Source organism: Roseateles sp. PN1 (assembly GCF_038419725.1).
Lineage (GTDB): Bacteria > Pseudomonadota > Gammaproteobacteria > Burkholderiales > Burkholderiaceae_C > Paucibacter_A.
In genome coordinates, this window is the sequence record NZ_JBCARA010000003.1 from 122,659 (window position 1) to 141,559 (window position 18,901).

Annotated in this window: 14 protein-coding genes and 2 riboswitches; of the genes, 2 read left to right on the forward strand and 12 right to left on the reverse strand. The window is 63.9% G+C overall.

Features of this window, described 5'->3' with window-relative positions; translation table 11 throughout:
- Positions 1-205: 205 nt before the first annotated feature.
- Complete coding sequence (locus AABB87_RS05650; protein WP_341970364.1) at positions 206-892, forward strand: substrate-binding periplasmic protein; 687 nt, start codon at positions 206-208, stop codon at positions 890-892.
- 69 nt (positions 893-961) lie between these two features.
- Here AABB87_RS05650 and AABB87_RS05655 read toward each other — a convergent pair whose 3' ends face one another.
- The 12 genes from AABB87_RS05655 to AABB87_RS05710 form a co-directional block, all read right to left on the reverse strand.
- Entirely contained in the window at positions 962-2,353 is a 1,392-nt protein-coding gene (locus AABB87_RS05655; protein WP_341970365.1) for an L-serine ammonia-lyase, read from the reverse strand.
- A gap of 126 nt (positions 2,354-2,479) precedes the next feature.
- A complete protein-coding gene (gene gcvP / locus AABB87_RS05660; protein WP_341970366.1) occupies positions 2,480-5,374 on the reverse strand; it encodes an aminomethyl-transferring glycine dehydrogenase in 2,895 nt (964 codons plus the stop codon).
- Between the two features lie 158 nt (positions 5,375-5,532).
- Positions 5,533-5,910, reverse strand: coding sequence for a glycine cleavage system protein GcvH (gcvH, locus tag AABB87_RS05665; RefSeq protein WP_058719622.1), 378 nt, complete (start codon positions 5,908-5,910; stop codon positions 5,533-5,535).
- A 116-nt stretch (positions 5,911-6,026) separates the two neighbouring features.
- Complete coding sequence (gene gcvT / locus AABB87_RS05670; RefSeq protein WP_341970367.1) at positions 6,027-7,142, reverse strand: glycine cleavage system aminomethyltransferase GcvT; 1,116 nt, start codon at positions 7,140-7,142, stop codon at positions 6,027-6,029.
- A gap of 51 nt (positions 7,143-7,193) precedes the next feature.
- A riboswitch (glycine riboswitch) is annotated at positions 7,194-7,303 on the reverse strand.
- A gap of 9 nt (positions 7,304-7,312) precedes the next feature.
- Positions 7,313-7,416: riboswitch (glycine riboswitch) on the reverse strand.
- A 212-nt stretch (positions 7,417-7,628) separates the two neighbouring features.
- Positions 7,629-9,323, reverse strand: a complete 1,695-nt coding sequence (locus AABB87_RS05675) for a hypothetical protein (RefSeq protein WP_341970368.1) — start codon at positions 9,321-9,323, stop codon at positions 7,629-7,631.
- A gap of 97 nt (positions 9,324-9,420) precedes the next feature.
- The gene (locus tag AABB87_RS05680; protein WP_341970369.1) at positions 9,421-9,882 is read right to left on the reverse strand and encodes a GNAT family N-acetyltransferase; all 462 of its coding nucleotides are present in this window, start codon (positions 9,880-9,882) and stop codon (positions 9,421-9,423) included.
- Positions 9,883-9,910: 28 nt separating this feature from the next.
- On the reverse strand, positions 9,911-13,267 hold the full coding sequence (locus AABB87_RS05685) for an amidohydrolase family protein (RefSeq protein ID WP_341970370.1): 3,357 nt from the start codon (positions 13,265-13,267) through the stop codon (positions 9,911-9,913).
- A 122-nt stretch (positions 13,268-13,389) separates the two neighbouring features.
- On the reverse strand, positions 13,390-15,732 hold the full coding sequence (locus AABB87_RS05690) for an ATP-dependent DNA helicase (protein ID WP_341970371.1): 2,343 nt from the start codon (positions 15,730-15,732) through the stop codon (positions 13,390-13,392).
- A complete protein-coding gene (locus AABB87_RS05695; RefSeq protein ID WP_341970372.1) occupies positions 15,729-16,592 on the reverse strand; it encodes a hypothetical protein in 864 nt (287 codons plus the stop codon). The genes AABB87_RS05690 and AABB87_RS05695 overlap by 4 nt, the downstream gene beginning before the upstream one ends.
- A 75-nt stretch (positions 16,593-16,667) precedes the next feature.
- The gene (locus AABB87_RS05700; RefSeq protein ID WP_341970373.1) at positions 16,668-17,384 is read right to left on the reverse strand and encodes an RES family NAD+ phosphorylase; all 717 of its coding nucleotides are present in this window, start codon (positions 17,382-17,384) and stop codon (positions 16,668-16,670) included.
- 18 nt (positions 17,385-17,402) lie between these two features.
- Entirely contained in the window at positions 17,403-17,846 is a 444-nt protein-coding gene (locus tag AABB87_RS05705) for an MbcA/ParS/Xre antitoxin family protein (RefSeq protein WP_341970374.1), read from the reverse strand.
- 130 nt (positions 17,847-17,976) lie between these two features.
- On the reverse strand, positions 17,977-18,141 hold the full coding sequence (locus AABB87_RS05710) for a hypothetical protein (RefSeq protein ID WP_341970375.1): 165 nt from the start codon (positions 18,139-18,141) through the stop codon (positions 17,977-17,979).
- A gap of 11 nt (positions 18,142-18,152) precedes the next feature.
- On the opposite strand from AABB87_RS05710, the gene AABB87_RS05715 reads away from it, so the two are divergent.
- Positions 18,153-18,899, forward strand: coding sequence for a DUF3348 family protein (locus AABB87_RS05715; protein ID WP_341970376.1), 747 nt, complete (start codon positions 18,153-18,155; stop codon positions 18,897-18,899).
- Positions 18,900-18,901 lie beyond the last annotated feature (2 nt).

Sequence of the window (18,901 nt, forward strand, 5' to 3'; positions counted from 1 at the left end):
GAAGTGGCGAACGAATTGCGGGGTATTGCGGCGAATTTGGCAATGGCCCGAACTTTGCCTTGTCCCGCTTACAGCCCATGGTTATTGAATCGACCTAAGATGCCAGAGACTGCTCCTCGGGTGTTTCATGCACTGGCTTCTCTTGTTGTTTTGCTTTTGGCTTGGCCTGAGTGCTTCGGCCCAAACCGCGCCCCAGACGGCGACTTTGAGGCTGCTGAGCGAGGAGTTTCCTCCCATCACCTTCACCCAAAACGGCGTTTCCAAAGGCTTGGCCGTCGAACTGGTCGAAGAGATTCAACGTCGGCTTGGGCAGCAGCAACAGACCATCGAGTTCATGCCCTGGAGCCGGGCCTACCGAGAGGTTCAAGGGCCGGGCCAGATTGCCTTGTTCACCATGGCGCGTACGCCGGTGAGGGAGCCACTCTTCAAGTGGGTAGGGCCGGTGGTGACCTTTTACAGCGCGATCTACGCGCCTGCCCAAGGGGGCTTGCGTTTGCGAAGCTTGGAGGATGCCAAGCGTTTCGAATCGGTGCTGGTGGTGCGGGATTGGTTCACCGCCGAAGAGCTAACAACCCTCGGCTTCAAGAATTTGGTGCCGGTCAGCGACCCCGTCACTGCGCTGCGCATGCTGCTGGCCAAACGCGCGCCGCTGTTTGCCACCGAGCGACAGTCCATGCCGGGCATCATGGCGCAGGCGGGCCTGCCCGAAAGTTCGCTGGAAGCGGTCTACACCTATGCCAGTTCGCAAGGCTATATCGCCTTCTCCAAAGACACCCCTGATGCTTTGGTGAAGGCCTGGGCCCAACAGCTTGAGGCCATGAAGCGGGACGGCAGCTTTGCTGCCATCTACAAGCGCTGGTTGCCGAACGATCAACCGCCCATGGGGCGCTAGGCCACCTGGGTTATTGGTTCCGGCCCGGCCGTTCAGCGCCCTCAGCGAGCGCCAAACGAGCAGCCGCCATCAGCACTCAACGATATTCACCGCCAGCCCGCCGCGGGCGGTTTCCTTGTACTTGGTCATCATGTCGGCGCCGGTGTCGCGCATTGTTTTGATGACCTTGTCCAGGCTCACAAAATGGGTGCCGTCTCCGCGCAAAGCCATGCGCGCGGCGTTGATGGCTTTCACCGAGGCAATCGCATTGCGTTCGATGCAGGGGATTTGCACCAGGCCGCCAACGGGGTCGCAGGTCAGGCCAAGGTGATGTTCCATGCCGATCTCGGCGGCGTTCTCCACCTGCTCGGGCGTGCCGCCCATCACCTGGCAGAGCGCGCCTGCCGCCATCGAGCAGGCCACGCCCACCTCGCCTTGGCAGCCCACTTCGGCGCCCGAGATGGAGGCGTTTTCTTTGTAAAGGATGCCGATGGCCGCGGCGGTCAGCAAGAAGTCGATCACGCCCTCATCGCTGGCATGGTGGACGAAGCGGGTGTAGTAATGCAGCACGGCCGGAATGATGCCGGCGGCGCCGTTGGTGGGCGCCGTCACCACCCGACCACCCGCGGCGTTTTCTTCATTCACCGCCAGGGCGTAGAGGTTGACCCAGTCCATCACCTGCAGCGGGTCGCGGAGGGCGGCCTCGGGATTGCGGGTCAGGTCGGCGTGCAATTGGGCGGCGCGGCGTTTGACCTTGAAGCCGCCGGGCAAGATGCCCTCGGTCTTGCAGCCGCGCGTCACGCAGTCCTGCATCACCTGCCAGATCTTCAGCAGGCCGGCGCGGGTTTCTTCGTCGCTGCGCCAGTGGCGCTCATTGCGGCGCATGATCTCGGCGATGCTGATGCCGAGGGTCTTGCAGATCTGCAGCAAATCGTCGCCGCTCTTGAAGGGGTAGGGCAGCACGGTGGCATCGGGGGCGATGACTTTTTGCTTGCTGCCGTCGGCCGCGATTTCGTCGCTGACCACAAAGCCGCCACCCACCGAGTAGTAGGTGCGCTCGGCAATTTGCTGATCCAACTCATCGAAGGCGATGAAGCGCATGCCGTTGGCGTGGAAGGGCAGGCTTTGGCGGCGGAACATCACCAGGTCCTTGGCCTCGTTGAAGGCGACCTCATGTTCGCCCAGCAGCTTGATGCGGCTACCCGCGCGAATCGCCTCCAGCAGCGCGGGCACTTGCTCCACATCTACCGTGTCGGGCTCATGGCCGGCCAGGCCCAGCAGCACGGCCTTGTCGGTGCCGTGGCCCTTGCCGGTGGCACCCAGCGAGCCATACATCTGCGAGACCACGCGGTGGGTTTGGGCCAGCAGGCCATCAGCCTTCAGGCGCAGCGAAAACAAGCGAGCGGCGCGCATCGGGCCCACGGTGTGGGAGCTGGACGGGCCGATGCCGATCTTGAATAGGTCGAAAACTGATACGGCCATGAGGCCTCCTCGGATGGATGTATGAGGTTCAAAAAAAGCCGGCGGCGCAGTGGATCACACAGGGCGCGGCCGGCTAGTCAATGAGCAAAAATTGCGCAGTGCTTGAACTCAAGCCTGCTCAGCGATTTACTCGTAGTCGCTCATCGGAGGGCAAGTGCAGACCAGATTGCGGTCACCATAGACGTTGTCCACGCGACCCACCGGCACCCAGTACTTCTGGCGGCGCAGGCTGGCCACCGGATAGGCGGCCACTTCGCGGCTGTAGCCATGCGTCCACTCGGCAGCCAGCAGGCTTTCGGCGGTGTGCGGGGCATTGACCAGCGGGTTGTCGGTGGCCGTCCAGTTGCCCTTGGCGACTTGGTCGATCTCGGCGCGGATGGCCAGCATGGCGTCGCAGAAGCGGTCCAGCTCAAACTTGGATTCGCTCTCGGTGGGCTCCACCATCAGCGTGCCGGCCACCGGGAAGGACAGGGTGGGGGCGTGGAAGCCGTAGTCGATCAGGCGCTTGGCCACGTCTTCGGCGCCGACACCGGTGGCGTCCTTCAGTGGGCGGATGTCCAAGATGCACTCATGCGCCACACCGCCGCCCTTCACGCCAGCGATATTGCCGCTGAAGTGAATGTCGTAGGCATCGGCCAGACGTGCGGCCACGTAGTTGGCGGACAGAATCGCCACTTCAGTGGCGGCTTGCAGGCCGTCCGGGCCCATCATGCGCACATACATCCAGCTGATCGGCAGCACGGCCGCATTGCCCAGCGGTGCGGCAGACACGGCACCAATGGCCGTGGCGCTCTCGTAGCCGGCCGAGCGGTGCGCCGGCAGGTAGGGCACCAAATCGGCCACCACGCAAACCGGGCCAACGCCCGGGCCGCCACCGCCGTGCGGGATGCAGAAGGTCTTGTGCAAGTTCAGGTGCGAGACATCGCCACCGAACTCGCCCGGTGCGGCCACGCCCACCAGGGCGTTCATGTTCGCGCCGTCCACATAGACACGGCCGCCGTGGCTCTTGACCAGGGCGCAGATTTCCTTAACCTGGGTGTCGAAGACGCCGTAGGTCGAGGGGTAGGTGATCATGATGGCGGCCAGGTTGGCGCTGTGCAGTTCGCACTTGGCCTTCAGGTCGGCCAAGTCGATATTGCCTTCCTTATCGCACTTGGTCACCACCACGCTCATGCCCACCATTTGCGCCGAGGCTGGGTTGGTGCCGTGCGCCGATTCGGGGATCAGGCAGATCTTGCGATGGCCTTCGCCGCGGGCATCGTGGAAGGCCTTGATGGCCAGCAGGCCGGCGTACTCGCCTTGCGAGCCAGCATTGGGCTGCAGGCTGATACCGGCATAGCCGGTGGCTTGGCACAGCCAGCCGGTGAGTTGCTCGTTCAGCAGCTCATAGCCCTTGAGCTGGTCGCGCGGCGCGAAGGGGTGGATGGCGGCGAACTCGGGCCAGGTGATGGGGATCATCTCGCTGGTAGCGTTCAGCTTCATGGTGCAAGAGCCCAGCGGGATCATGCTGCGGTCCAGCGCCAGATCCTTGTCCGACAGGGCGCGCAGGTAGCGCAGCATTTCGGTCTCAGAGTGATAGCGGTTGAACACCGGATGGCTTAGATAGCCGCTGCTGCGCTGCAGCTCAGCCGGGATCAAGGAAGCGATGCCCTTCTCGAAGGCATCAAAGCCTGCCACTGCCTTGCCGCCAGCGAACAGGCCCAGCAGGGTCTGCACATCGGCGCGGGTCGTGGTCTCGTCCAGCGAGACACCCAGCGTGGTGGTGGAAGCGCGGCGCAGATTGATGCCAGCGGCCAGGGCGGCAGCCAGGATCTCGGCCGTCTTGCCATCGGTCTGCACATTCAGGGTGTCGAAAGCGCTGGCATTGTTGATGACAAAGCCCAGGGACTTCAGGCCTTGGGCCAGCAGTGCGGTGAATGCCGCCACGCGCTGAGCAATGCGCTTCAAGCCTTGCGGGCCGTGATAGACCGCGTACATGCTGGCCACGACGGCCGGCAGCACCTGGGCGGTGCAAATGTTCGAGGTGGCCTTCTCGCGGCGAATGTGCTGCTCGCGCGTCTGCAGGGCCAGGCGGTAGGCCGGGTTGCCATGCGAGTCGATGCTCACGCCGACCAGGCGGCCGGGCAGATTGCGCTTGTACTCGTCCTTGCAGGCCATGTAGGCAGCGTGTGGGCCGCCGTTGCACAGCGGCATGCCGAAGCGCTGGGTGGTGCCGATGGCGATGTCGGCACCCATCTCGGCCGGAGCCTTGATCAGGGTCAGGGCCAGCAGGTCGGCCGCGGCAATCAGCAGCGCGCCTTGGGCATGCAGGGCGTCAGCGGCGGCTTGCAAGCTGCGCACATCACCGTTCACGCCGGGGTATTGCAGCAAGGCGGCGAAGCACTCGCTCTTGCCCGCTTCAGCAGCCGGGCCCACCACCACGTTGAAGCCGATGGGTGCGGCGCGGGTGCGGATCACTTCCAGCGTTTGCGGCAGCACATCGTCGGCGACGAAGAAGGTCTGGCTCTTGCTCTTGCCCACGCGGGCGGCCAGGGTCATGGCCTCGGCGGCGGCGGTGGCTTCATCCAGCATCGAGGCATTGGCGATGGCCATGCCGGTCAGGTCGGTGACCATGGTCTGGAAGTTCACCAGCGCTTCCATGCGGCCTTGCGAGATTTCGGCTTGGTAAGGCGTGTAGGCGGTGTACCAGGCGGGGTTCTCGAGGATGTTTCGCAGGATGACGCCGGGCGTCAGGGTGTCGTAATAGCCCTGGCCGATGTAGTTCTTCAGCACCTTGTTCTGGCTGGCAACGGCCTTCAAGTCGGCCAAGGCTTGGGCCTCGGTCAAGGCGGCAGGCAATTGCATGCCGGCGCTGCGTTTGATGCTGTCTGGCACGATCGCTTCGATCAGGGCGCGGCGCGATGCGGCGCCAATCACCGACAACATGCCGGCTTCGTCAGCGGCATCGGGGCCGATGTGGCGGGCGTGGAACTCGTTGGCGTTCTCGAGCGAAGCGAGCGTGGGCAGGGCAGACATCAACATGGCAAATCCTTGGGGACGGCCCGCGCTTGTGGCGGCGGCCGACCATTCATTCGGGAGGTGGGCATTCGCGTTGCCGCGAATGCCGACAATGAGCGCTGAGGCTTGGCTGGCGCGTGGCTGCGCTGCGTGGCAGCGCGCCGGCCCGCCAAGAAGCTACATCAGCTGTTCTTGACCAATTCGTCGTAAGCGGTGCCGTCCATCAGGCCGTCCAGCTCGGCGGCGTTGCTGAGCTTGACCTTGAAGAACCAGCCGGCCTTGAGCGGGTCGGTGTTGGCCAGGGCCGGGTCGTCGCGCAGGGCTTCGTTGACCTCGGTGATCTCGCCCGACACAGGCATGTACACGTCAGCAGCGGCCTTGACCGACTCGACCACACCGGCCACGTCGTGTGCAGCGAAAGTGGTGCCCACTGTGGGCAGATCCACAAACACCACATCGCCCAGCGCATCTTGCGCGTGCACGGTGATGCCGACGGTGACGATGTTGTCGGCTTCGATCTGGACCCACTCGTGGTCGTTGGTGTACTTGATGTTGCTCATGCTGGCTCCGTTAATTTGTGAAATGGAATTCTCGTTGAACGTGGCTGAAAAGGCGGCTGAAATTGGGGGCCGCGAATCGTCAGCGTTGCTTTGGGCTTTGCCGCGATTAAGCGCGATCAACCGCGGTAGTAACCGTTGGGCGTGAAAGGCGTGTTGCTGACGGTCATCGGCGTGCGCTTATCACGCACGATGGCGTAGACCTGCGTGCCCAGGGCACTGTGGCTCTTGGCCAAGTAGCCCAAAGCGACCGGCTTGCCCACCGTGGGGCCCAAGGTGCCGCTGGTGACCACGCCGATTTCCACGCCGGCTTCGTCCACCAGCTTGGCGCCTTCACGCACCGGCATGCGCTCGCTGCTGACCAGGCCAACGCGCTTCTTCGCCGCACCTTCAGCCAATTGCTGGTCGACCACGGCAGCGCCGGGGTAACCGCCGGCACGCGCGCCGCCGGCACGGCGAACCTTCTGGATCGCCCAGGTCAGCGAAGCCTCAACCGGCGTGATTTCGGTGTTGATGTCATGGCCGTACAGGCACAGGCCAGCTTCCAGGCGCAGCGAGTCGCGCGCGCCCAGGCCAATGGGCTTGACTTCGGGCTGAGCCAGCAGCTTGCGGGCCAGGGCTTCGGCTTGGTCGCCGCGCACCGAGATCTCGAAACCGTCTTCGCCGGTGTAGCCCGAGCGGGTCAGGAAGGTGTCGATGCCGTCCAAATTGAAGAAGCCGCCGGTCATGAAGGTCAGCTTGGCCACTTCAGGGTTCAGGCGAGCCAGTGCGGTCACGGCTTGCGGGCCTTGCAAGGCCAGCAGGGCTTGCTCGGGCAGCGGGATCACTTCGCACTGGCCGCCGATCTTGGCTTGCATGTGCGCGATGTCTTGCACCTTGCAGCCGGCGTTGACGACCACGAACAGGTCGTCGGGGCGACGGGCAATCATCAAATCGTCCAGGATGCCACCCGCCTCATTGGTGAAGAGGGCGTAGCGCTGCTTGAAGAGGTCGAGGTCGATCACGTCGACCGGCACCAGGCTTTCAAGTGCAGCAGCGGCATTGGCGCCCTTGAGCAGCACCTGGCCCATGTGGGAGACGTCAAACAAACCGGCGGCAGCGCGGGTGTGTTTGTGTTCGGCCATCACGCCGGCCGGGTATTGCACGGGCATGTCGTAGCCACCGAAGGGCACCATCTTGGCGCCGAGTTCGATATGCAAAGCGTGCAGGGGGGTCTTGAGGAGGTCGGCGGACATGGGCGGTACTCGGTCGAGGGCGATAAATGGCCCACCCATCTTGGGTGGGGTTATGCCCTCGCTGTCCGCTTTACTTGAGAGATTGGCCGCCGGCATATCGCCCGCAGCTTGCCCCTTCAGTGGATGGGCTCAAAGACCCATCTCTCTCCAGTGAGGAACGCCCGGTTTTGAGCGTTTTGTCAGTCCTTTTGCCTGAGCGTTCGCAGCGTGGGATCACCAGTGCCACTGCGCCTTCGGCGGCTTTCGCTAGAAAGCTCTCTCCTGACGGGGCGGATTGTAGCCATGCTTTTGCGACGCGGGCGTCAGTTTTTGCGCGTTTTCAAGGTCTGGCTGCCGACCGACTGGGCGCGAATGGGCATTTAGGGTGGGCGAACGCCCAGCGAGTGCATGGCGCTTTGCTTGGCATCTTGTGCTGTCTGGCTTGGCGCCAAGACCTGACCTGAGACAGAGCGGCCCAGCTGCGCAATGGGCCACTCTGCACCCACATCAATCCGGCTTGCCAACCGCGACGTTGAAGAACGCCGAGGACGGTGTCAGCACGGTAGACAGGCTCAGGTTGATGCCCATGCCTTGCAGTGGCATGCCGACGACTTCGGCGCAATTGCCGGGTACGCCCGCAAAGGTGCAGCTATTGGGCGCCCGATAGCGCAGACCGTCGCGGGGCTTGTCGTAGACATAGCTTTCGCCGCGCTGATCGCTGGCTCGCAAACGGGACAAGCTTCGGCTGCCGACATCAATGGCGGTGACGGTGTTGCTGTCTTCACGCAAAGCACTGATGCTGCCGTTGCCCGACAGGCTGACTTCGCGGTAGTGGTTCACCGTGCCTACGGCGGGCAAGGCCGCGGGCAGCGCTTGCTTGCGGGTGCCGACGCCCCAATTTCCCTCATCGCTGACGAAGATGAAAACGGCTTGGCCGCCCAGCGATTTGTAGAGGAAGGCCCGGCCGACCTTGCTACCGCCTTGGTTCAAATCGAAGCCGCCGGTGCTATTGCTGGTCAATGTGGCCGAGGGACCGGCAACAGCCGTGCAGGCTTGAATGCCGAGGCAGTCCTTGTCGCTGATGATTGCACCTTTGGCGTCGAGTTCGATCTCGCCAAGCACGGCCACCTGGCCATTGGCGGTGGCATTTGAGTATTGATTGTCCCAGACCGCAATCGACCATGTGCCTGCCAACTCCGCCAGTGGCAAGTTCTGTTCAGGCAAACCAACAGCGAGTGATCGCGGGTCATTGGCCGTGGGCTGGTTGTGCGCAAGCAAAACGCCGCCGCTGGCTACCATCACCTGGGCGCCAGTGGCGCTGCCGTCTGAACTGCCGGTTACGCTAAACAGGCATTTGCCTTTGTCTTCAAAGTTCAGTTTGACACCATCTTGATCGGTGGCTTGCAGGGCCTTCGCATCGATGCTCAGCACATGGTGGCGCCATTTGGGGTCGGGCTCGGCCGGGTTGATCATGCGGAACTTGCCGCTCTTGAGCCAGGCGCATGTGCCGGCTGCGGGCGCCAGCGGGGTCGTGAGTACGGCCGGGGCGGCGGGGTTGCTGGCGATATTGTTGGTGACGTCTTGCAGTGTCAACTTGGCGCTTGTCAGGGCGCTCATCACCGCGTCGATCTTCTGATCCAAGGGGTTGCCGACCACCAGCGCGTCGCTGAGCGGGTTCATAGTGCCGAGGTCGGTGATGCTGGCCACTGCCGTCTTGATGTAGTCGAGCGCTTGAGTCACCGCGGCAGGGCTAACTGCGGTGTTGCTGCCAAAGTCAGCAAAGTAGTTGGCCGGCGAAGCGCCAGCCAGTTGGGCCACCATCATGGTGGTCAAGGGCGTGATGTTGGCGGTGTAGCTGCCGCTGCCACCACTGCCCGGTACGACCGAGTGAAAGACGCTGCCTTCGGTGCCCGTCACTTCAAGGGCGCAGGGCAGGGTGGCGCCGGTAAGTGTCAGGCTGTAGCTGCCGTCTGCCTTGGTTTCGGTTTTGTCAGCGCCAGTGGCGCATTTGACTTTGACCGTGGCCGCGGCTAGGGCAGCGCCCTTGGCCGCAGTACCGGCCAGGGTGAATGTGCCGGGCGTGGCCGCCGGTGCGGGCGTCTCGGACACCACCGGGTCTGAGACGTCTGAGCCGCTGCCGCCGCAAGCCGCGAGGGCGGCAGCGGCGAGCAGGCCGATGGTGAGGGAATGCTGCTTGCGCATGGAACTCTCCTGGGCTTCATCAAGCGAATTGCTTGGTGGCTGAAGCTTAGAAAGCAGCCCTGCGCTTGCCGTCACCAACTGTGACGAGTGCGTGGAATCAATTCAGAACATGCTCCAGCATCTCGTCGCCTAAGCCATCACGCTGGCCGGTGGAGCGCCAGCCCAGGTGGCGGTAGAAGCCGTAAGAGCGTGAGGCGGGATCGTCCGAGCAGCCCAGAAAAAGGCGCTGATGGCCATGGCTGCGCAGTTCCGCCATGACCTTGTGCAGCAGCAGCTTGCCGAGGCCCAGGCCCTCAAACGCGGGCAAGAGGGCCAGCACCACCACCTCGCCGCTGCCAACGTCGCCGAAGCAGTAGCCGACCAGCTGGCCTTGGTGCAAGGCCAGATGACCGGGCAGCTGGCCCGAGCGAATCTGTTCACCCCAGGACGCCACGGTGACACCCAGCTCCGCCAGCCGTTCCGCGGACGCAGCGTTCTCACGCGTCAAGCCGCGAACGCGTATGCACTCTGCCGCGTCTTCGGCTTGAGCTGGGCGAAAGTCGATGTCAGTGTTGCTCATGCCTATGTTCGTCCCCAAGCTTGTTTGTTCAATCGCCATGACCATGGCCGTGGCCGATCAGCTCTTCGTCGATCGGCACATTGGCGTTGCTGCCTTCGAAGAAGAAGGGCTTGCGGGCCTTGCTGCGCGACACCACCTCATTCATTGTTGGCACCTCAAACAAGCGGCCGTTTTGCATCACATGGCTGATCTTGTCGCTGTTGCGGATGTCGGCCAGCACGTCGCCACTGATGATGACCATATCGGCCAGCTTGCCCACTTCCAGCGAGCCCAAGTCTTTGTCCAAGCCCAGGTAATGCGCCGGGTTGGCGGTGGCGGTGCGAATGGCCTCCAGCGGCTTCATGCCACCCAGGCCAAACATCCACATTTCCCAATGGGCGCCCAGGCCTTCGCGCTGGCCGTGGGCGCCGATATTGGCGCGCACCCCGGCGCGCTGCAAGGCGGTGGCCGTCTTGGCCACGCGCAGCACGTTGAAGTCTTCCTCAGGCGCGGTGGGGCGGCGCACGCTGCGCGCTTCAAGCACCGTGCGCGGCACGAACTGGCTCAGGATGGGGTGCTTCCACACTTCCGTGCGGGCGTACCAGTAGTGCTCGCCGTCCAGGCCGCCGTAAGCGACGTTGAGCGTGGGGGTGTAGCCAACTTGGGTTTGCGTCCACAGCTGGGTCACGTCGTCGTAAACCTCGGCCAGCGGCAGGGCATGCTCGATGCCGGTGTGGCCATCAACAATCATGCCCATATTGTGTTGAAACAGCGAGCCGCCTTCGGGTACGACCATCATGCTGGTCTGGCGCGCGGCCTCGATCACTTGCTGGCGTTGCTCGCGGCGCGGCTGCTGGTAGCTCTTGACGCTGATGGCGCCGGCGGCTTGCTGGCGCTTCAGGTGCGTCAGTGCGTCGTCGAGGTTATTCACCACCGCCGTCACACCGGCCTTGGCACCGTAAAGGATGGAGCCGGTCGAGTAGATGCGCGGCCCCACCACCCGGCCGGCGCGTTGCAGCTCGGCTTGGCTGAAGATGTCGCTATTGCGGTTGGAGGGGTCGTGGATGGTGGTCAGGCCGAAGGCCAGCGAGGCGTAGTTGATCCAGCTTTGCTGCGGGATGATTTCGCTCTCGGCCATGCCGCCATGCCAGTGGGCATCGATCAGGCCAGGGATGATGGTCTTGCCGCTGGCGTCCACGCGCTTGGCGTCCGCCGGGATCTGCACCTGCGCTGCCGTGCCGATTGCGCTGATGCGGTTGCCGTCCACCAGGATCACGCCTTGCTCGATGACCTCGTCGCCCTTCATCGTGGCGATGCGGGCGCCGGTGATGGCGATTCTGCCGCTGGGTTTGTCGCTGGGCTGCTTGAAGCCGATCTTTTGGCCGGTGGCCACCGGCTTGTCAGTGCCGGCCAGCGCGGTGGTGAACAGCTCGTCGCCGTAGGCAAAGTGCACGCGCTGGCTGTCGCCGCTCCAGTGCATCATTTCGCCCGCGTTGACATCGAGCTTGCGCACCGGCAAGCCGTCCATCTTGGGGCCGACGTTGAAGGACTTGCCGACCATGGGCAGCGGCGTGACGAATGCATGAGCGCGCTCGACGAAGCCCAGCCATCGTCCGTCCGGCGACACGCTGAATTGGCTGACGAACTCGCCCTTGGCCACTTCGGTTTCGCTGCGGTCGTCCAAGTTGATGCGGATCAGCTTTTGCTGCGAATCCACCTCGCTGCTCATGCTCGAGCGGGTGATGAACACCGCATCGCTGCTGGCGCCGAATTGCGGCGTCTCACCGCTCTTGCTGATGCGCTTGGGCGCGCTCTTGCCGTCGCTGGCGACGATGAACACGCCGTTCTCCAGGCCGTGCCAGGGGCTGGTCAGGTAGCCGCCTTTTTCCTTGACGAAGACTACGGTCTTGCCATCGGGCGAGAAGCGCGGCGCCAGGTACTTGCCGGGCGCGGGCGTCAACACGGTCTCGCGGCCGCTGGCCAGATCGCGCTTGCGCACACTGCCGAGCTTTTCGTCGTTCCAGCTCACATAGACCAACTCGCGGCCATCGCGCGAGAAGCTGGGGAAGAACTCGAAGGCCTCGTTCTGCGCGGTGATGCGCTTAGGCGTGCCCTCGGGCAGGTCCTTGAGATAGAGCTGGCCCAGCGCGGAATAGACCACACGCTTGCCGTCCGGCGCCACATTGACCCAACGCAGCTGCTTGACGCCGAACTGATCCGGGGCCACCTCTTGCGCGAAGCGCAGGGCCTCGCGCACTTCACGCGTGTCTTTCACATGGAAGGGAATCTCGACGGCTTGCTTGCCATCGGCCTTATCGGCATTCGAGGCCTTCTCGCCATTCACAGCCTTGAAGGGATCGACGCGCCAGAGCTTGCCTTGCGCCCAGACGACGATCTGCTTGGCGTCCGGCGTCCAGGCGAAGCTGGGGTAGACGCCGTAAACCGACCAGGCCTCCTGCAGATCGCGCTCTAGCCCGCCCCAGGCGGCGCGTTCCACGCCGGTCTGCAGGTCCTTCAGGAACAAGGTGCTTTGGTTGCGCACACGGCGCACAAAGGCCAGGTACTTGCCGTCCGGCGAGGGCGTGGGGCGAATGGCGCCACCAGCACCTTGCACAAATGCCTCCACCGAGCCGTCGCTCAGGTCCTGGCGGAAGATTTTGAATATCTCTTTATTGCTGTCTTTGTTGTACTCAAAAGTCTTGCCCGGCGTGGTGTCGTGCGAGTAGTAGAGGTATTTGCCGTCGGGTGAGAGGGCGGGCTCGCCCAGGTCTTTTTGCCAGTTCGGCTTCTCGTTGAGTTGCACGCCCTTGTTGGACGCGGCCGGCGCATCCACGTGGTAGAGCCAAATCTCGCCCGAGCCGGCCGAGCGCGTGCCGGTGTAATGCTTGCGCGCGGCAATGTATTTGCCGTTCGGATGCCAGACCGGGTTGTTGAGCAAGCGGTAGTCTTCCTTGCTGATGGCGTGCGGATTGCTGCCGTCGGCATTCATGACCCAGACGTTGTCGCCACCGCCGGCATCGCTGATGAAGGCAATCTGCTTGCCATCGGGTGAGAAGCGGGCCTGGTGTTCCCAGGCGATGGAATGCGTCAGCGGCTTGGCCTCGCCGCCGCTGATGGGCAGGCTATAGAGGTCGCCCAGCAGGTCAAACACCAGGGTCTTGCCGTCGGGGCTGACGTCCACGCTCATCCAGGTGCCGCTGCGGGTGTCGATGTTGATGGTCTTGGCCGCACCGGGCGGCTTGTTGACGTCCCAGGCTTTGGCTGCGGACGCGGCAGGCTCGGCGGCCTTGATGTCGGTAGCGGAGTTTTGCGTGGTGGCTTCGGCAGCCTGGCTGAGGCCGCTGGCCAGGGCCAAGCTCAGGGTCGCCAAGGCGATGGCGCTGGGGGCAAAGAATTGGGTTTTCATGGGCTCGCAGCTTAGCGCCTGAACGCAGCGCTTTCGCTCGGTGTTTGCACGCGACAGCGCCTATCCATGCACGTTCACGAGCTTTCAGTCACCGATTCTTCGGGCGCTGCGGGTGCCAAAAGTCATGCTGGCGTGATCTGCCACCAGCTCGGCAGCAAGGCCTGCACCTCGCGGCGCAAATAGCGGTCATCCAGCAAATGGATCACACCTTGGTCGTGCACGGTGCGTATCACCCGCCCGGCGGCCTGCACCACTTTTTGCATACCCGGGTAGACATAGGTGTAGTCATAGCCTTGGCCTAACAATTCATCTAAGCGGCGTTTGAATTGCTCGTTTACCGGGTTGACCTGGGGCAGGCCCAGGGTGGCGATGAAGGCGCCGATCAAGCGGGCGCCGGGCAGGTCGATGCCCTCGGAAAAGCTGCCGCCCAATACCGCGAAGGCGATGCCGCAGGACTCGGGCGTGAAGCGGGCCAAAAAGCTTTGCTGCTCGGCTTCCGACATGCGCCGCCCCTGTGCCCAGCAGGGCAGGTCGGGGTAGTGCGTCTGCAAGCATTGCAGGGCTTCTTGCAGATAGCTGTGGCTGCTGAAAAAGGCCAGGTAGTTGCCCGGCTTGTCGGCGTAGGCCTGTGCCATCACATCCACCAAGGCGCGCAGCGAGGTCTGGCGGTGCTGATAGCGGGTGGAGATGTGGCCCGCGATGTGGACTTGCAATTGCTCGGCTTGAAAAGGCGAGGCCACCTCCACCCAAGGCGTGCCATCTGGCAGGCCCAGCAGATCGGTGTAGAACTGCGCCGGCTGCAAGGTGGCCGAGAACAGCGTGACGGTGTGTGCGCTCAAGAAGCGCTGGCGCAAAAAAGGTGCGGGCACCACATTGCGCAGGTTCAAGCTCAGCCTGGGTTTGGCGCGGCTGTTGCCGCCCATGCGGAAGCTGCTGGCAGCGGCCCCGCCACCAGGCAAGCCCTGACCTTCGGTGAGATCCTCGCGCTCGATATCGCACAGCGAGTTGGCGTCAAAGGCCTCGGCCATGCGGGTGAACTGCAGGGCTTCGAAGTAAAAGCGCTGCAACGTCTCATCCTGCTGCGCGGGGTGGTCTTGAAAGTATTCGCCCAGCGCGCTGACGGCCTGATGCATCGCTTGCAGCAGCTTGTCCGGCAGCTGCGTTTGCAGCTCAAAGGGCTGATCATGGCTTTTGCCCAGCTCGGTCCAGCAACGCTTGAGCCGGTCCAGCGGCTTTTTGAGCTGAGCCGGCGCGCTGTGCCGCAGCGCCGTCAGGCTGTCTTGCCGCGCGCTGGCCGAGTACATGGCACGCGCTCGGCTCACTAGGTTGTGGGCTTCATCCACCAACACGGCGACCCGCCAGCCATAGGCCTCGGTCATGCTGTGCAGCATGGCGCTTTGGTCGAAGTAGTAGTTGTAGTCGCCCACCAGCACATCGGCCCAGCGCGCCATTTCCTGGCCCAGGTAGTAGGGGCAGACGCTGTACTGCTGGCCGAGGCGGCGCAAGGTGTCGCGGTCCAGCGTGCCGTGTTGGATGGCGGCCTGGCGGGCCTGCGGCAGGCGCTCGTAAAAGCCTTCGGCCAGCGGGCAGGACTCACCGTGGCAGGCTTTGTCGGGGTGTTCGCAGGCCTTTTCTTTGGCCACCAGTTCCAGGCTGCGCAGCGGCAACTCCGGTGCATGCTTGTGCACGGTGGCCAGGCTGTCCAGCGCCAAGGCGCGGCCCGAGGTTTTGGCGGTGAGGAAGAAGATCTTGTCCAGGCGCTGGCCCGGTGCAGCCTTGAGCAGCGGGAACAGCGTCGCCAAGGTCTTGCCCAAGCCGGTGGGGGCTTGCGCCATCAGGCAGCGGCCGGCCACGGCGGCGCGGTAGACCTCGGCGGCCAGCTCGCGCTGGCCGCTGCGGAACTGGGCGTGCGGGAAGGTCAGCGCCGTCAGCGCGGCATCCCGGCTGCGGAGGTGTTGCGCTTCCTGCTCGGCCCAAGCCAGGAACTGATCGCAGTGGTGGCTGAAGAAGGCCTGCAAATCGGCCCGGCTATGGGTCTCGACCAGCGCGGTTTCGGTTTGCTTATTGACGTCGAAATAGATCAACGCCAGTTCCAACTCGTCTAGGCCCAGCTTGGCGCAGAGCAAGGCGCCGTAGATCTTCAGCTGCGCCCAGTGCAGGGCGCGGTGGTTGGCCGGCATGGCTTCGAGCCGGCCTTTGAAGGTTTTGATCTCTTCCAGGCGCTGGCGTTTGGCGTCAAAGCCGTCGGCGCGGCCGCGCACTTGCAAGGCGCCATGGCAGCCGCTGAGGCTCACTTCGGTTTGATAGTCCGCCCCGCGACGCTCGGCCACCAGGGCATGGCCAGCCATGCCTTCTTGCGCCGTTGGGCTGGGGGTAAAGCGCAGGTCCAGGTCGCCGCGCTTGGCGGTGAACTCGCACAAGCTGCGCACGGCCACCGTGCTGGTGCTTTCGCTACTCGTGCTCAAGGGCTGTCGTCCGGTGCGCCCAGTTCGGTTTGGGCGGCGGGTGCGTCATCGCTGCGCAGGGGCGTTGCCTTGGCCAGGGCCAGCCAGACGGGGAAGGGCAATTCATGGGCTTGGCTGTTGCTTGGCTTTGCTCGGTTCACTGGACGGGCCGGGCGGACTAGTTCCAGCCTCGTGCCCGCTGCTGTGTCGCCAGTGCTGCCCGCGCTGTGCAACAGCCACACGCCGAACTCGGGCGGCAACTCTTCAGGTTCGGCGATGCCCACCGGAAAGACGTAGAACACTTCGCTGCTCAGCCACTGGTAGCACTCACGCTTGGCTTCGTGGCGCAGGTCTGAGAGCAGATCGGCGCGGCTGACCTTGATCTCATGGACCTGGGGCTGCAGATACTTGGCCTGTGAGGTGTTTCGCACCGAAAACAGGTCGGGCCTAGCGACGCGCCAAGTGTGCCGCCCTGGTGCAATGTCGGCGTTCTCGTCCGGTGCGGCGGATTTCTGCGTCAGCCAGCATTGCTGCGGGCCCGGCGCCGCCTCCTCCTTACTGCTGAGCTGCGCGCGCAAGGACAACTCGTGCCACACGATGCGGCCGTCTTGCTGCAAGCGCCGGGCCATTTGCTCTGCCAATTGATCATGGGCGCTGGCGGCGCGCTGATTTTGCTGCCGCGAGCTGGCCAGCAGTTGGATGCCGGCGGGGCTCAGGCGCAGCAGTGGCGCGCCATTAGCCTGCGGTTCCAACGTGACCCATTGCGCGGCCAGCAGATCGATCTCAATGGCGTCGTGGCTGGGCCAGCCCGCCGAGCGCCAGATTCTCATCAAGCGACTCAGATGGGCGCGGCTGGGTTTGAGGGGCAGGGCTGGCAGCATGGCTGTACAAGTGTACAGTGGTGTGCAGCCTTGGCTGCTACGTCATCGGCTCGGTTGGCCGAGCGACCGCCGCCACTAGATCCGGTGATGGCCGGACTTCAGATACCACTCATGAATGCCCGTGCCGTCCCAGCGCAGGGTGACATGTTCGGCCTGGCGTGCCGGTGGCGTCGCCGCTTGCGGATTGAACAGGCCCAGGCATTGGCCGCCCGGCTTGCGCACGCTGTCGTAGACCAGGCCGAGGCTGCCAGCAACGCGCAGCTGGGCGCCAAGCGCTTGGCTGGCCGCGTAAGACAGCGGGTCGTATACGGCGCGAAGAGCGCGATGCTTGAGGCTACTCCCCAGGCCGCGCAGATCGTGCAGGGTGGCGCTGACGGTGACACGGTAGCAGCGCATGTCCACATCAATCGCCGCTTCCTGTGTGCAGGCGAGAAAGCGCGCTTGGTGATAGCTGACCTCGGCCACGGCGGTGTCCAGATCGGCGGCGGCGTAGTAGACGCCGTAGCTGCCGTCCGAGAAACGACTGCCGTCCGGGTTCAGATGGGTGAAGGCGGCCATGATTGCGCTGCAACCCGGGCCGCTCAGGCGCTGCTCGGCCGGCACCAGGCTTAGCTCACCAACCTCGTCCCGCAAGCGCGGGTTGCCGATGGCTTCAATCGCAAACACCAGATCCAGATCGGCCGCCTGGCAGACCCGTTCAAACAAGGAGATGGGCGGGAAGCGGCTGGGGATCAGGCGGCAACTGTCAGGCCAGTGCAGCTGCGTGGTGGGATAGGCCAAGTTGCTGTTCATCCCGCGATCATTCGCCACTCAGCCGCCGCGTTGCGCATCCAGATACTGGCGCACCACGAACAAATCAGACACCTGGCCGGCCAACATGCGGCTCAGCGCGCTGCCGCCGCCAAACAGAGGCGCCGTATTGGGCTTTTTGATCCAGGCATCGGCCCGTTCGGGAATGGGCAGCAGGATTTGCAAGCTGGCGTAGATGCCAAACACATGAGAGAGCCGCTCCAGCGTGGCGGCGTCCAGCCCACTTTTGACGCGACCGGCCTTCCAGTCGAAAAAGGTCGTGCGGCCGCAGCCCAGCAAGCGCTGCTGCTCCTCATTGCTCAGACCCCAGGCCGCGGCGATATTGAAAAAAGTACGCAGCGCGCCCTCAGCAGTGGCCTTGGACTGCAGATCAGGCCCGGCAGTTCCGGTCGCACGGGCAGTGGTCTTGGCGCTGGACTTACGGGCGGCGGTGGCGAGGGTCATGAGGGTCTCCTGAACCTTAATATCGCCAGTTTACGTTCGCTAGCGGATTTAATCAAATATTTAGTCCGGTAATGAATTCGAGTGCCGAACGCCGTGATCTCCTCCGCCAGGGCATTGGCTCTGCCAAGGGTCAGGTCTTGCCCATGATTTCGCCCGGCGTGGCCGCCAGGTCGCCGTCCTGAGCGGAGCTGCGTGCCAAGCGGGCGCGGCCACGGACAGGAGTAGACTGCGCCCCTTTTGCCCATTTTTTGTGCTGATTTCGCCCGTTTTCAGCCCCACTTTTCTTCTGCGACATTGACTGGCAGCATGACGCCCGAATCGCGGCCCACCCCTCAAACCGGATCGAGTTTTGTTCGCGCGCTCGCGGCACTCGCGGTGCTCGGTGACGCCGGCAGCCCGGCTTCCACGGACGCTTTCGCCCAAAGGCTGAGCCAGTGGCTGGACTGGACCCACGCCATTGAGCTTTCAGCGGCTTTGGCTGAGGCACCCCCACGCGTGGGGCGGCCGGCTGTGGCGAGCAGCAAGGCCTTGGCGATGCTGGAGGCTGATTGCGCACATACCCGGGCGGCCCTGCAAAAGCTCGTCAGTCAAGCTGCTGCCGGGGTCACCGATGGCGCTGTGGCCGGTGAAGCCGAGCCCGATTTCGCCGCGCAAAGACAGGCATACGCGAGCTGCCAGCAGGCTTTTGCCTCGCAAATTGGCCCCTTGCGCCAGCGCCTGCGTGATGCCTTGGCCAAACAGTCGCCTGGCCTGGCCAAGCTGGCCGAGCTGGATGGTTTGATGGAGCGTGCACTCGGCGCGCGCGAGCGCGAATTGCTGGCCGGTGTGCCCGGCCGCTTGGCGCCGCGCTATGCCCAACTGCGGCGCACCCATCTGGAGGCAGTTGCAGTCCTGGCAGAGTCAAGCGCGGCGGCCAACGAAAATTCCCCCTGGCTGACGCAGTTCCACCGCGAAATGCGCGCCTTGCTGCAAGCGGAGCTGGACTTCCGCCTGCAAGCAGTCGATGGCTTGCTGGAAGCCTTCCGACAATCCCAAGTTGCCCAAAGTTCCTGATC

What these genes read in the sequence shown, in the direction of transcription:
- gcvP (WP_341970366.1), bottom strand. Translation starts at nt 5,374, where the DNA reads ATGTTGATGTCTGCCCTGCCCACGCTCGCTTCGCTCGAGAACGCCAAC.
- gcvH (WP_058719622.1), bottom strand. Translation starts at nt 5,910, where the DNA reads ATGAGCAACATCAAGTACACCAACGACCACGAGTGGGTCCAGATCGAA.
- AABB87_RS05675 (WP_341970368.1), bottom strand. Translation starts at nt 9,323, where the DNA reads ATGCGCAAGCAGCATTCCCTCACCATCGGCCTGCTCGCCGCTGCCGCC.
- AABB87_RS05685 (WP_341970370.1), bottom strand. Translation starts at nt 13,267, where the DNA reads ATGAAAACCCAATTCTTTGCCCCCAGCGCCATCGCCTTGGCGACCCTG.
- AABB87_RS05715 (WP_341970376.1), top strand. Translation starts at nt 18,153, where the DNA reads ATGACGCCCGAATCGCGGCCCACCCCTCAAACCGGATCGAGTTTTGTT.
- AABB87_RS05705 (WP_341970374.1), bottom strand. Translation starts at nt 17,846, where the DNA reads ATGACCCTCGCCACCGCCGCCCGTAAGTCCAGCGCCAAGACCACTGCC.
- gcvT (WP_341970367.1), bottom strand. Translation starts at nt 7,142, where the DNA reads ATGTCCGCCGACCTCCTCAAGACCCCCCTGCACGCTTTGCATATCGAA.
- AABB87_RS05710 (WP_341970375.1), bottom strand. Translation starts at nt 18,141, where the DNA reads ATGTCGCAGAAGAAAAGTGGGGCTGAAAACGGGCGAAATCAGCACAAA.
- AABB87_RS05655 (WP_341970365.1), bottom strand. Translation starts at nt 2,353, where the DNA reads ATGGCCGTATCAGTTTTCGACCTATTCAAGATCGGCATCGGCCCGTCC.
- AABB87_RS05700 (WP_341970373.1), bottom strand. Translation starts at nt 17,384, where the DNA reads ATGAACAGCAACTTGGCCTATCCCACCACGCAGCTGCACTGGCCTGAC.
- AABB87_RS05695 (WP_341970372.1), bottom strand. Translation starts at nt 16,592, where the DNA reads ATGCTGCCAGCCCTGCCCCTCAAACCCAGCCGCGCCCATCTGAGTCGC.
- AABB87_RS05680 (WP_341970369.1), bottom strand. Translation starts at nt 9,882, where the DNA reads ATGAGCAACACTGACATCGACTTTCGCCCAGCTCAAGCCGAAGACGCG.